We start from the raw sequence: 13,226 nt of genomic DNA, 5'->3' as shown, positions 1-13,226 counted from the left end.
GAGCGAAGCGATACCCACCAACTTTCTTTGCCGTGGCGGTGGGTATCGCGAAGCCTGTCATCGGGCGCGCGTTCGCGCGACCCGTTGGCTCCACCCACCCTACAAGAAAAAGCCGGAGGCGGTGACCGCATCCGGCTTTCTTGGGTCTCGTATCCGTCAGGCCTTACTTGCGCTTGCCCATGTCGACGTAGTCGCGGCGGGCGACGCCGGTGTAGAGCTGGCGCGGACGGCCGATCTTCTGCTGCGGGTCCTCGATCATCTCGCTCCACTGGCTGATCCAGCCGACGGTGCGGGCGACTGCGAACAGCACGGTGAACATCGAGGTCGGGAAGCCCATCGCCTTCAGCGTGATGCCCGAATAGAAGTCGACGTTCGGGTAGAGCTTGCGGTCGATGAAGTAGGGATCGCTGAGCGCGATCTTTTCCAGCTCCAGCGCGACCTTCAGCATCGGGTCGTCGCCGTGACCGGTCTCGGCCAGCACCGCGTGACACATCTTCTGCATGATCTTGGCGCGCGGATCGTAGTTCTTGTAGACGCGATGGCCGAAGCCCATCAGGCGGACTTCGCTGTTCTTGTCCTTCACCTTGGCGATGAACTCGGGAATCTTGTCGACGGTGCCGATGTCGGCCAGCATCGCCAGCGCAGCTTCATTGGCGCCGCCATGCGCCGGTCCCCACAGGCAGGCGATGCCGGCGGCGATACAGGCGAACGGGTTGGCGCCGGAGGAGCCGGCGATACGCACCGTCGAGGTCGAGGCGTTCTGCTCGTGGTCGGCGTGCAGGATGAAGATCTTGTCCAGCGCGTCAGCCAGCACCGGATTGATCTTGTAGTCCTCGCAGGGCACCGCGAAGCACATGTTGAGGAAGTTCTCGGCAAAGGTGAGCGAGTTCTTCGGGTACACGAAGGGCTGGCCGACGGTATATTTGAAGGCCATAGCGGCCAGCGTCGGAACCTTGGCGATCATGCGCATCGAGGCGATCATGCGCTGCTTCGGATCGTTGATGTCGGTAGAGTCGTGATAGAACGCGGCCAGCGCGCCGACGGCCGCGACCATGATGGCCATCGGGTGGGCGTCGCGGCGGAAGCCCTGGAAGAAGCGGGCCATCTGCTCGTGAACCATGGTGTGATGGATCACGCGGTGGTCGAAATCTTCCTTCTGCGCCTTGGTGGGAAGTTCCCCGTACAGCAGGAGATAGCAGGTCTCGAGGAAATCGCCCTTTTCGGCGAGCTGCTCGATCGGATAGCCGCGGTATTCCAGGATGCCGGCGTCGCCGTCGATATAGGTGATCTTCGACTGGCAGCTGCCGGTGGAGGTAAAGCCGGGGTCATAGGTGAACATCCCGGCCTGGCCGTAGAGCTTGGCGATGTCGATGACATCCGGCCCCACCGTGCCGCTCAGGATCGGGAAATCGTAGGTCTTGTTACCTACCGTTAGCGTTGCAGTTTTATTGCTGGATTTTGCGTCCATCGCGAAGTCCCCGATGAAATCGTTGCGAAAACCGGGCTGACCTGATGCCGTTTTCTGGCAGATAACAGGGCAAGCCGGATTGTCTAGAAGGCGGCTTCAAAATGCGTAGCTTATTGCCCTGTGCACTGCAAGATGGCCGCCGCTAGCACATAGCAGGGGCTCCATTAGCGTTTTCCAGCGAAGTGGGTACCGGTTCGCGTAAAGAAACGCGTCAAAACAGAAATTAAGCGGCGGCCTGATCGCCGAGCCGGGCCAGGCACTGGTCGCGCCCCAGCACGGCCAGGACGTCGAAAATCCCGGGTGAGGTCGTCCGCCCCGTCAGCGCCACCCGGAGCGGCTGGGCGACCGCGCCCAGCTTGAGGTTATTCTGCTCCGCGAAATTCCGCATCGCCCCCTCGGTGCTCTCAGAATTCCAGTCGGTCACGGCTTGCAGCGCATTGCGCAGCTTGCCGATCAGTTCACGGGTTTCCGGCGTCAGCAGGGCGGCCGCTTTCGGCTCGAGCTCGAGCGGACGGTCGGCAAAGATGAAGTAGGAGCCGGCGATCAGTTCGAGCAGCGTCTTGGCGCGCTCCTTCAGGCTCGGCATCGCCCGCAGCAATTGCGCCCGCGTGGTGTCGTTGAGCTTGGCCTTCAGCTCGGCGCCATCAGGGACGTAATCCAGCAACTGTTCGAACATGGTCACGAGCGCTTGATCGTCGGCCTGGCGGATGTAGTGGCCGTTGAGGTTTTCCAGCTTGGCGAAATCGAAGCGCGCCGCCGAACGCCCGATGGCGGGCAGGTCGAACGCGTCGATCATCTCCTCCGTCGAGAATATCTCCTGGTCGCCGTGGCCCCAGCCGAGCCGGACCAGGTAATTGCGCAGCGCCGCCGGCAGATAGCCGAGTGCGCGGTAGGCCTCGACCCCGAGCGCGCCATGGCGCTTCGACAGTTTTGCGCCATCGGCGCCATGGATCAGCGGGATATGGGACATGTTCGGAATGTCCCATTCCAGCGCGTCGTAGATCTGCTTCTGGCGCGCGGCGTTGATCAAATGATCGTCACCCCGGATCACATGGGTGACGCCCATGTCGTGGTCGTCGACCACGACCGCCAGCATGTAGGTCGGGTTGCCGTCGCCGCGCAGCAGCACGAGATCGTCGAGGTTCTCGTTCTGCCAGACCACGCGGCCCTGGACCTGATCCTCGATCACGGTCTCGCCGGTCTGCGGTGCCTTGAGACGGATGGTGGGCTTCATGCCCGCGGGCGCTTCGGACGGGTCACGGTCGCGCCACAGGCCGTCATAGAGGCGGGTGCGGCCCTCGGCGCGGGCCTTCTCGCGCATCGCCGTCAGTTCCTCAGGCGTGGCGTAGCAGCGATAGGCGCGGCCACTGGCGAGCAGGGACTCGGCGGCCTCGCGGTGGCGGGCGGCTCGGCTGAACTGGTAGATGACGTCGCCGTCCCAATCGAGCTCCAGCCACTTCAATCCGTCGAGGATCGCGGCAATCGCCGGCTCGGTCGACCGCTCGCGGTCGGTATCCTCGATCCGCAGGAGCATCTTGCCGCCATGCTTCTTGGCGTAGAGCCAGTTGAACAGCGCGGTGCGGGCGCCTCCGATGTGGAGGAAGCCGGTCGGCGAGGGGGCAAAGCGGGTGACGACGGAATCGGTCATGATTTGGGCAGGCCTATGCTTGAACGGCCGTGGTGTATAGCAGGACGGTGCATAACTAAAGTCTCGCCATTAATGTCCGGTCCTGGACAAAGCAGGCTTGGCGGGCCGGGGCGAATTTGGCAGAAGGGCCGCTTACCGAGCGGGAACACGTAATGACCACAGAACCGGCAGCGGCAGAAGCAGGGCGCGATTTCATTCGCGACATCGTCCAGGCCGACCTTGACACCCAGAAGCACAGCCGGATCGTGACCCGATTTCCGCCGGAGCCGAACGGCTACCTGCATATCGGCCACGCCAAGTCGATTGCCCTTAATTTCGGCATCGCGCAGGAGTTTGGCGGCAAGTGCCATCTGCGCTTCGACGACACCAACCCGACCAAGGAAGAGCAGGAATATATCGATTCCATCCAGGCCGACGTGCGCTGGCTCGGCTACGATTGGGGAACCGATCTTTATTACGCCTCCGATTATTTCGAGCGGCTCTACGACTGGGCGGAAGGCCTGATCAAGGCCGGCCACGCCTATGTCGACGACCAGTCGCAGGAGGAAATCCGCCTCTCGCGCGGCACGCTGACGGAACCCGGCAAGAACAGCCCGTTCCGCGACCGCCCGGTGGACGAAAACCTCGATCTGTTTCGCCGCATGAAGGCCGGCGAATTCCCGAACGGCACCCGCGTGCTGCGCGCCAAGATCGACATGGCCTCCGGCAACATCAACATGCGCGATCCCGTCCTGTACCGGATCCTGCACGCCCATCATCCGCGCACCGGCGACAAATGGTCGATCTATCCGAGCTACGACTACGCGCACGGCCAGTCGGACGCCATCGAAGGCATCACCCATTCGATCTGCACGCTGGAATTCGAGGATCACCGGCCGCTCTACGAATGGCTGCTCGACAAGCTGCCGGTGCCGTCAAAGCCGCGGCAGTATGAATTCGCAAGGCTCAACATCACCTACACGCTGCTCTCGAAGCGGGTGCTGACGCAGCTCGTGCGCGAGGGCCATGTCGCCGGCTGGGACGATCCGCGGATGCCGACCGTCGCCGGCCTGAAGCGGCGCGGCGTGCCGCCGGCGGCGGTGCGCGAATTCGTCAAGCGCATCGGGGTGGCGAAATCCAACAGCGTGGTCGATGTCGGCATGCTGGAATTCTGCATCCGTGAACTGCTCAACAAGACGGCCGAGCGCCGCATGGCGGTGCTGCGGCCGCTCAAGGTCGTGATCGAGAATTATCCGGAAGGCCAGGTCGAGGAGCTCGAAGCCATCAATCACCCTGATAATCCCGACGCCGGCACCCGCCGCATCGCGTTCGGCCGCGAGCTCTATATCGAGCAGGACGATTTCATGGAGAACCCGCCGAAGAAATTCTTCCGGCTTTCTCCGGGCAATGAAGTGCGGTTGCGCTACGCCTATTTCATCAAGTGCACCGGCGTCATCAAGAACGACGCCGGCGAGGTGGTCGAGCTGCGCTGTACCTATGATCCCGCCACCAAGGGCGGTAACGCGCCTGACGGACGCAAGGTCAAGGCCACCATGCACTGGCTGCCGGCGGCGCAGTCGCGGCCCGCGGAAATCCGCGTCTACAACCAGCTGTTCGCAAAACCGAGCCCCGACGCCGGCAATTTCGCCGCCGACATCAACCCGCAGTCACTGGAAGTGCTGTCCGACGCGCGGATCGAGGTCGGCGTTGCCGAAAGCAATTCGAACGAGGTGATGCAGTTCGAGCGGCAGGGCTATTTCGTGCGCGACCAGGACTCGACGCCGGACAGACTGGTCTTCAACCGCACCATCGGCCTGCGCGATACCTTTGCCAAGGAAGTCGCCAAGGGCTGAGAACGGCTGACGTCGGCCTCACAACGATTGGATATTCCGATGCCAAGCGCGGCCGACGACATCGCATCCGGCACCATGGCGAAATGGGCCGCGGCGTTCAGCAGGCTGGACGCCGATGCGCTCGCCTCGCTCTATTCAAGGCACGCGCTGTTCTTCGGCTCGAATCCGACGCTCTATCGCGGACGGGAAGGCGTGAGGTCTTATTTCGCAGGCCTGCCGCGCTGGAAGGCGCAATCCGTCCGCTTCACCGACGTGTCGACCGAAGCCGCCGGCACTGAGGTGGTCAACACGGCAGGCACGGCTAACTTCGCCTTCGACGATGCAACACTGACCGTGAAGATCACCTGGGTCATTGTCCGCGAAGACGGCGACTGGAAAATCGTCAGCCATCACGTGTCGTCGAAGGCGCCGCTGATTTAGGCGACGTCTCACAGGATCGTTCGGTGTTCGACTTGACGCTCGCGCGATACGATTTTGTCGGCGCTTGCGAGGGCAGCCTGCAATGGCTAACGATCGGCCGATGCCAGTTGCATTGGATCGGGAATGTTGAAGCACTTCGCTCACGATATCTGGACCGCGGATGGAACCGAAATCGTCATCGTCGGATTTCATTATCCCACTCGGATGGCTGTCATAAAACTGTCCGGCGGCGGCCTCTTCATCTGGTCGCCGATCCAGCTCACGGATGGCTTGCGGGCAGAGGTCGATGCCCTCGGTCCAGTGCGGCACATCGTTGCGCCCAATTCACTTCACCACTTGTTTCTTCTAGCGTGGAAGCAGGCCTATCCCGGAGCCAAGGTCTACGCCCCTCCGGGGTTGCGCAAGAAGCGTGAGGACATTGTCTTTGACGCCGATCTCGGTGACGCGCCGAGTCCGGAATGGGATCAGGAGATCGACCAGGTCTTGATGCAGGGCAATGTCATCACGACAGAGGTGGTATTCTTCCACGCCAGCAGCGGCACCGTGCTCTTCACCGATTTGATTCAGCAGCTTCCTGCCAGTTCGTTCTCCGGCTGGCGGGCTGTCGTGGCGAAACTGGACCTCATGGTAGGCCCCGAGCCGTCGGTGCCGCGCAAGTTTCGACTCGCCTTTACCAACCGCCGCGCCGCGCGGCTCTCTCTGGAACGCATTTTCGCATGGCCGGCCGAGAAGGTGCTGATGGCCCACGGACCGCCGGTAGAGACGGATGCCCGGGTATTCCTGCGCCGCGCGTTTGGATGGCTGGCCACGCATTCCTGACGGCGCTTTCCCCGAGATTTCGCTTCGCGTCTTGCGATCTGGCCGCCGTTCATCAAGACTCTGCGCACATGGGCGCGCGCAAGGTGCAGCGGTCAAAGCTTGAACAACGATCGCAGAAAATTCTGCACATCCGCTGTCGCTTGCTCGCGTGCCGCGGGATTATAACCAAACGACCCCTCCGACACGACGCATGGGGCCCCCGTTCCTGCCAAGCCGCCGGTCATCACGTCGATGATCTTGTCGTCTTGCTCGAGGAACGTACAGTTGTTGTAATTCAGGAAGCCGGTCGGCGTTTGACGGTTGGCGAGATCGGCGTTGTCAAACCAGTGCTTGGCGCCAACGTATTCGAATAAGGCGGCGTCATTGCCGGCGTTGCGGAGCCTTGCGACGTACTCCCTGCAGCGGCCGATGATCGTCGCGTCATCCGCTGCGCCATGAAAGATTCGTATCGGGACATTCGCCACGCGATCTTCATCGATGAGCTTGATATGACAGCCTGTGGGGTAAAACGCGAGATGGGCTGCAAAGGATGACAGCCCGGGACCGTAGCGTTGCTGGAACCGCGGGGAGGCGGCCCAGAGCGCGTTGCGGCCACCGAAGGAAAATCCCAATACTGCAATTCGTGAAGGGTCGATGCGCGGATGGACTGCCAGAAGATCCCGTGCGCGATAGACATCCGTGAGCACACTGGCTGTGCTTATTGTGTGAGGACCTGAGCAGACACGCGGAATATTCCTCCCGACAAAACTGTTGACGACGAACGTAGCGACGCCGAGTTGAATGAGACTTTCCGCCCAATACGTCTCCGCCCCAGTGATGCCCGAACAACCATGCGTTATGACGACGGCAGGAACCCGGTCCGTGGTCTCCGGGAGCCTCAGAATACCAAAGATAGTTGCCGGCGACCCGTCCTGTGGGGCAGCCATGAAGGGAGGCGTAAACAGGCTGCCGGGGAAGGTCAGGCTTTGGAAGTTCACTATTTCGATGCGGCCTTGAGAAACAGCGGCTTGCGGGGCCAGGAGTGCGAACGCTGCCATGCCAACCAGCACGGACGACATGCGTCTTGAGGCGCCGATCATAGGGCGCCGATATCGCTGCGCGCGTGAAGCGAAGAGCCCGGTGGCCAAAATCTTGCGCAAGAGTCCGATGATCGCCCGTTGCATCAAGCACCTCGCCGAAGTCAGGGGTGAACGGCGCTGAATGTTAGAAGGCAGAGTTGACTCACCCGCGACCAACTTGATGGCCGAGAGGCCTTTACGCAGCAGCGGGCATCGATCACGAAAACAGAAAGGTGCCTATCAGCAAACCGGCTGCAAATGACCAGAGGCCCAGAGTACAAAATGAGACCACGCGGACAAGGATACGGAGGTCGTGGTCTTGCGCAACTTCGTGGGATAGGTCCGCCATTTCAGCCACCGCCTGCGTTGGCCGCTAGGTTAAGGCTAGGATCGCTGTTTCCGCCCAAAAACAGGCAAAAAATGGGCAGTCAAGCTTAGAGATTCGGGTGAAAACCAGGTCGACCGTTGCTCAAAGTCACCAGTCGCACCGCGATCTGTGGCGACAAGGCGAATCATTTTGACTGTGCAGCGCGGCGAGTTGCTTACTTGAGCGACCCTGCGAGGATCGCCAATGTTCGAGGCCGTTGCAGCATTTCTGATAATTCTCAGCGTCGGCATCCTTGTCGCTCACGCGCTGGACGCTTACAGGTCGTGGAAATAGTGCGGCTTGGGGCCGTGCGGTTCACGGTTGCGGGAGCGCGCGCCTTACTGATCTCTTTTGAGCTTCCGCTTTCCCCAATTATGCTCTTTGGCATCGGGATTGAACTGCAGAACTTCGTGGCGGTGCAGTGCCTTGAGCACAGCCATGCGCGCCAAGAACATCCAGGCAATACCGCGCTCCGCGGCGTAGGTAAGGATTTCCGCCGCGGTCGTGACTGCCGGCATATCGCGTTCTGATTTGGGAACGGTCTCGGCGAGGTAGGCGACCGCCTCGCGCAGCGTGTTGAGCTGTGTGCCGTCCGGCGCCTCGATCGCCTCGTCGAATTTGCGGAGCCATCCTTTAAGCATCACGCAAACATCTCCGCGCCGGCCAAAGGTTCCCCGGAACTATATGACGTCATTTGCTGTTGAACAGCATGCCCGTCAGGTATTTTTTCAGTGCAGCGGTGGGAGCCAGCGTCGGGCTCTTGTTCGTTTTCACGTCCGACATGTTTGCGGAGATGAGCCTCCGATGGGCAATGGCGCTCCTTGCACTGATCGGTGGTGCTAAGCTGGGCGTTCTCGCCTGCTACTTACTGGACATGGCGGTAGAAAATGCTCCGGACATTAATCGGCGGGGCCAATAGCGGCAAAAGCAATTCCCCTCTACCCCTGCACCGAGCCAGCAGGCGAACATTTCGGCGCCGGCCGGGGTGATCTTCAGGAAGTCGTGTCAGCGGCAGAAGGGAAAGGCAACGCCACAATGGCGAAACGGGAGGACGACGAGGCTTGCGGGGCGCTTCACTTCGCCAGCCCGAGCGACTTCAGCGCCTTGCCGTTGTCCTCGTCGTCGGCCTTCATGAACTCGCCGTACCTTGCCGCATCCAGATAGATCATGTCGAAGCCGCGCCGGGTCATGAAATCCTTGAACTCGTCGCTGTCCCAGGCCTTCTTGATCGCGGCCTCATACGTCTTGGCGATCTCCGGCGGCAGGCCCTTGGGCGCCGCAAAGCCGCGCCACACGCCCTTGTGAAACTTGTGACCGGTCGCCTCCTCGGTGGTCGGCACGTCAGGGAAGTTCGGCGCGCGCTTGGGCGAGAAGAACGCGAGGCTGCGGATACGCCCCGCCTTGATCAGCGCCTCGGCTTCCGGCATCGAGCACGCGACGAAGTCGACGCCGCCGGCGGCCAGATCCGTCAGCGCGGTCGCAGCGCCCGTGGACGGCACCCAGCGGATCGAGGTCGGCGAAACGCCGTCGGCCTGCATCAGGCCCGCGAGCGCGACATGCCAGCTTCCGCCCTGGCCGGTGCCCGAGGCCACCACCTTGTTCGGGTTCGCCTTGATATGCGCGAACAGCTCCTTGACGTTCTTGTAGGGCGAGTCCGCCTTGACGTGGATCGCGGCGAAGTCCTGGTTGACCAGCCCGAGCGGCGTGAACTTCTCGAACGTAAGATCGGTAAGCCCCGCCCAGTGCATCAGGGTGATCTCCAGCGTGATGAGGCCGAACGTGTAACCGTCAGGCGCTGCAGTCGCGATCGCCTGGTGGCCGACCACGCCCGATCCGCCGGTGCGGTTCACGACGTTCACCGGCTGCTTGAGATCGCGCTCCATGATGTTGGCGATCTGGCGCGCGACCGCGTCGGTGCCGCCGCCGGCGGCCCATGGCACGATCAGCGTGATGGGTCGCTCCGGGAAGGCCGCTTGCGCGTTGCCGGCGCCGAGCAGGCCTAACGCTGCAAGCGAAGCAAGGGCAACATTTCTGGCCAGACTTTTGGCATCGCGGATTACTTGGCGAAGCATTCGCAAACCCTCCCGATTTTGTTTTTGATGCGCCGGGCATTGCACCGCGGCGCGCGCTTTTTGCGCTACCCGCCATTCGGGCGGCGGAGCGCCGGCATGTCAAGGGGAAGTGCCGGCGCGTGGCGCGGCGGAACGCCACGATGGGTGGGAGAAGCGTACGACGTAAGGCGGAGCAGCGGCGGTGTCAGCGCTGTGCGGCCTTGGCGGGATCGGCGTAGGGGCGGGCGGTGACGTGTTTCATGCGGGATGCAAATCCATCATATGTGCTTCGTATATGTGATGGTCGGCCGTCGCTATGTCGATCGTGACGCCACAGAAACAGCGTGCCCGTGCACTGGTTGATTGCGTCGGCAACGGCAGGCCAGCGGTAGTCGCTCCCGCGCTGGGGCCGTTTCCATTTTGGTGAATATTACAGATTACAGGTCGATCTCGAGGTAGGACCGGTGCATTTTTGTCGGTTCTTTGTTGCCATCAAACAAGACTTGAACAGAACCTTGTGCGGCCGTCCACCCAGGAATACGCACTACCGTGCCACGAGACTTAGTTCGGGGCGTGCGCGATTTCCCTAGCTCACTCAACCGGACGCGATCTCCCACCTGAAATTCTGGTAGAGGGTCGTCGCTCTGACGTATCATTGGAAACGTTCCGCGGGCCGCATCTTCAGGCTTTCACTTACCCATCGCCTTCATCTCGATCTCGACCGGTCAATCGAGCGCGAGGACGCCGAAACCGGTGAGCCTCGGTACTCCTTCTTGCATCTCGACGAAGCCCAGATCCATGAGCGCCGCTAGGTCATTTTCGCTGACGGGCGTCAATTTCGTTCGCTTACTTCTGATATCGCGCATCGCCCAGCGGAGGCGGATCGCGGTGTCAAGGTTTAGTCCGGACAGCAATGACTTTGCTTGCTCCGCCCGTCTCAACGCATCTTCGGCATCGGGTGCAGCGTCAACTGCAGGGGCTTGAACAGAAGGCTCCTCTTCGTTTGGTGGGTCAAAGGACGTTGCCGGCGCGGGCTCAATCTGGGTCGAAATTAGTGGAGGCTCGCGGAATATCTCCGCAAGAACCTTGTCCATCTCCTGAAGTTTATCCGTACTCATTTTTTGGCCTTCAACCCCCGGACAAGCCGAATTTGTCGCGATTGCAGATCCAAATTAGCGCCGGACAGCCGTCTCCAAGAACTCCTGCACGGAGCGCGGCACTTGATCGTATTCGACAAATCGTCGGCGCAGTTCGTCGGCGATATCCATGGTCACGTCCCGCGACCAGCCGTCGACGGTATTGAAGGCTACGATGCGCGCCGGATGCCCACATTCGTCGTTCATAAGGTCTTGGATCAGCGTCTCGCGATCGGTACCCGCTTCGTCGGTCTCGCGCCATGCTCGGCCTAAACGGGCGCCGAAATCGTCCAGCACCAGATAAACGTCCCGGTCCGCTTCTCGCGGCACGATCGACGGTGAGCGACGCATAACGGAACTCCCGGTCCAGAATACAATGCCAGCCTCCAGAAGGACGAACCGAAGCCGTCAGTCGAAAGCAAACCCATCGGTCTATTCGTTAACAAAAACATTCGATCCCGTGCGTGGGCCTTTGGGGGTAATCCCGGACATTCATGAATCCGGCTTACAGGACCGGGATTCAAGCTAGCCCCGGCGGATTCGTTCCAGGCGGTCGGGAGTCTGGAACTAAATCTGGCCTGCGCGCATTCCGGCTTATGGTTGAAGGGTTGGGAGATAGCAGTGTGCAATGGCAACTACACATAAAGGCGAGTGCTGCTGCGGCACGGTTCATGTGGAGGTATCAGGCGAGCCGGAAGCAATGGGCTACTGCCATTGCAGTTCGTGCCGTTCATGGTCAGGCGGACCCGTCAACGCTTTTAGTCTCTGGAAGCCCGAGGCGGTCCGAATAACATCGGGCATGTAGGAATGTTCCAAAAGACCGAGGTCAGTAAGCCGCAGTACCGTAAAAAATGTGGCGGGCACCTAATGACCAATCACCCGCCCTTGGGACTGGTAGACGTCTTTGCAGCAACATTGCCAACGCTGAAGTTTACGCCGGGCGTACATATAAATTACTCAGAAACAGTTCTGCCCATGCGCGACGGTGTGACCAAGTTGAAGGATGTTCCGAAAGAGTTTGGTTGGCTCCGGAGAGGTAGTTTCAGAGTAGGCGCGCGCCGCGAATAGTGCTTCTTTCGCCACCGGCAGAAGTTACGAATGATGCACGCCTTGATCAGGCGGGAGCGCAAAGCTTCTCAGTCACCGGTAGCTGCCGAGTCGGGGCGGTGATGGGAACACCATGCCGCGCCGTAATACCGAACCGATGATCAAAACAAGTCGAGGTCAGCGACGCGTTTTTTCAGAGCCAGCCGAATAGCTCCCCGATCCAATACCCGAGAGGGGGGATACGAACTGCCTGTGCAGGCAAGTTGGTCTTTTGGCGCCATCGAACAACACGGTAATGCCCGTGTTGGTATGACTCACCTCGACAACGATGCCATTCAGATTAGCCAGTTCCGGGCATCGAGCAGCGCCTAGCTTACTCGTCTTGAAGCGAGTCCCGACAACTATCCTGTCGATTTCCCGAACCATTGCAAATCTTCAAAAATAAATTTCGGTAAAGCGCAATAATATGTACCAGCGGACACTTAATGCGTGCCACCAAGTTGGCAAAGATTAAACACCTTAACCTATCAGCTTTCCATCACCCGTTTGGGTCAGCGGTCATGCCAAGGTCACCTGCATGTTGCAAGGCGGCGACAGTTCATTGAACCCGCGGTCCCGTGACACTTAGCGACGCTACCAGCGTCAGCCAGGAGTGCGGCTCTGTTGCGGAACCGGACTGCGTACGCGCATGCGGGATAAGCAGGCAAGTATGCAAGAAAAGCGAATCGACTATGCCGGCTGGTTTGTTACGCTTCAGCAGCCCTCACGCGGGCTAAAGAAGCAATGATACCCGACTTAGCCCCGCCCTAACCGGCGGGGTTTTTCGTCTAGAGAGGGCGCCTCGACGCGGATGCCGCCGGTTTCTTGCGCTGGAACGTCCCCACGGCTCACACCAGGCGTATCGGCACCGTCTTCGCCTTCAGCCCTAGCGCCGGTAGTGTCTCGGTTTGAAATTTCGGAATGAAAGAGGCCGCCAAACTGAGGCGACTATCGCAACAGACTCGGCCTTCACCAAGTCTGGCCGCCGACGGCAGAGAAGACTGCGCCCGAAGACGATTTGCTGTTTAGGTCTACTGGGGTGCGGCCGCTAGTTGGAGCGGACTTCGTAGCTGCAAGGACTAGTCCCGCCCAGCCACCGGCGACTGCATCGAGTTCGGAGGCGGTGAATTCGTAAATCGAGGTCTGGTTGGTCATGGTCCCGCTCCATGTTGTGGCGCTGTGCGCCGTTGATCTGGAGCGAGTATGCCGGGTGGCGATCTGACGTGCTGTGACGAGAGTCATATTGACTGCCGATGTCGTCAGAAAATCAACTTTTAACGGTCACCAGTCATCCTGAAGGCAATCGCGGAACGGACCCCAAAGCCCCCGCGAGAGTGATGC

10 protein-coding genes and 1 pseudogene are annotated in these 13,226 nt (G+C 60.6%); 4 read left to right on the top strand and 7 right to left on the bottom strand.

Features of this window, described 5'->3' with window-relative positions:
• Positions 1 to 163 precede the first annotated feature (163 nt).
• Together gltA and gltX are read right to left on the bottom strand one after the other, a co-directional pair.
• Entirely contained in the window at positions 164 to 1,468 is a 1,305-nt protein-coding gene (gene gltA, locus JQ597_RS01995; RefSeq protein WP_212262361.1) for a citrate synthase, read from the bottom strand.
• Between the two features lie 223 nt (positions 1,469 to 1,691).
• The gene (gltX, locus tag JQ597_RS01990) at positions 1,692 to 3,116 is read right to left on the bottom strand and encodes a glutamate--tRNA ligase (RefSeq protein WP_212262359.1); all 1,425 of its coding nucleotides are present in this window, start codon (positions 3,114 to 3,116) and stop codon (positions 1,692 to 1,694) included.
• A 152-nt stretch (positions 3,117 to 3,268) separates the two neighbouring features.
• Between gltX and JQ597_RS01985 the strand changes: the two genes are divergently transcribed.
• The 3 genes from JQ597_RS01985 (at position 3,269) to JQ597_RS01975 (ending at position 6,187) form a co-directional block, all read left to right on the top strand.
• Positions 3,269 to 4,948 (top strand): glutamine--tRNA ligase/YqeY domain fusion protein, encoded by a 1,680-nt coding sequence (locus tag JQ597_RS01985; RefSeq protein ID WP_212262357.1) that lies wholly within the window; start codon positions 3,269 to 3,271, stop codon positions 4,946 to 4,948.
• Positions 4,949 to 4,987: 39 nt separating this feature from the next.
• Positions 4,988 to 5,368, top strand: a complete 381-nt coding sequence (locus JQ597_RS01980; RefSeq protein ID WP_212262355.1) for a nuclear transport factor 2 family protein — start codon at positions 4,988 to 4,990, stop codon at positions 5,366 to 5,368.
• A 123-nt stretch (positions 5,369 to 5,491) separates the two neighbouring features.
• Positions 5,492 to 6,187 carry a DUF4336 domain-containing protein gene (locus JQ597_RS01975; RefSeq protein ID WP_212262353.1) on the top strand — a complete coding sequence of 232 codons (696 nt, stop codon included), beginning with the start codon at positions 5,492 to 5,494 and terminating at the stop codon, positions 6,185 to 6,187.
• 92 nt (positions 6,188 to 6,279) lie between these two features.
• Here JQ597_RS01975 and JQ597_RS01970 read toward each other — a convergent pair whose 3' ends face one another.
• From JQ597_RS01970 to JQ597_RS01950, 5 genes are all read right to left on the bottom strand, one after another.
• Positions 6,280 to 7,350, bottom strand: coding sequence for a dienelactone hydrolase family protein (locus JQ597_RS01970; protein WP_212262351.1), 1,071 nt, complete (start codon positions 7,348 to 7,350; stop codon positions 6,280 to 6,282).
• 600 nt (positions 7,351 to 7,950) lie between these two features.
• The gene (locus JQ597_RS01965; protein ID WP_502754139.1) at positions 7,951 to 8,256 is read right to left on the bottom strand and encodes a hypothetical protein; all 306 of its coding nucleotides are present in this window, start codon (positions 8,254 to 8,256) and stop codon (positions 7,951 to 7,953) included.
• 429 nt (positions 8,257 to 8,685) lie between these two features.
• Positions 8,686 to 9,684, bottom strand: a complete 999-nt coding sequence (locus tag JQ597_RS01960) for a tripartite tricarboxylate transporter substrate binding protein (protein WP_212262349.1) — start codon at positions 9,682 to 9,684, stop codon at positions 8,686 to 8,688.
• A gap of 704 nt (positions 9,685 to 10,388) precedes the next feature.
• Positions 10,389 to 10,781: a hypothetical protein gene (locus JQ597_RS37445; RefSeq protein WP_249147151.1), complete on the bottom strand. Its 393-nt coding sequence runs from the start codon at positions 10,779 to 10,781 to the stop codon at positions 10,389 to 10,391.
• 54 nt (positions 10,782 to 10,835) lie between these two features.
• On the bottom strand, positions 10,836 to 11,150 hold the full coding sequence (locus JQ597_RS01950) for a hypothetical protein (protein ID WP_212262347.1): 315 nt from the start codon (positions 11,148 to 11,150) through the stop codon (positions 10,836 to 10,838).
• A 277-nt stretch (positions 11,151 to 11,427) separates the two neighbouring features.
• Here JQ597_RS01950 and JQ597_RS01945 point away from each other — a divergent pair.
• Positions 11,428 to 11,850: pseudogene (locus JQ597_RS01945) on the top strand (GFA family protein).
• Positions 11,851 to 13,226: the final 1,376 nt, after the last annotated feature.

The organism is Bradyrhizobium sp. AUGA SZCCT0177, assembly GCF_018130125.1.
Classification (GTDB): Bacteria; Pseudomonadota; Alphaproteobacteria; order Rhizobiales; family Xanthobacteraceae; genus Bradyrhizobium.
Note: the sequence above shows the minus strand (reverse complement) of the source record. Positions and strands in the feature narration are given on the sequence as shown.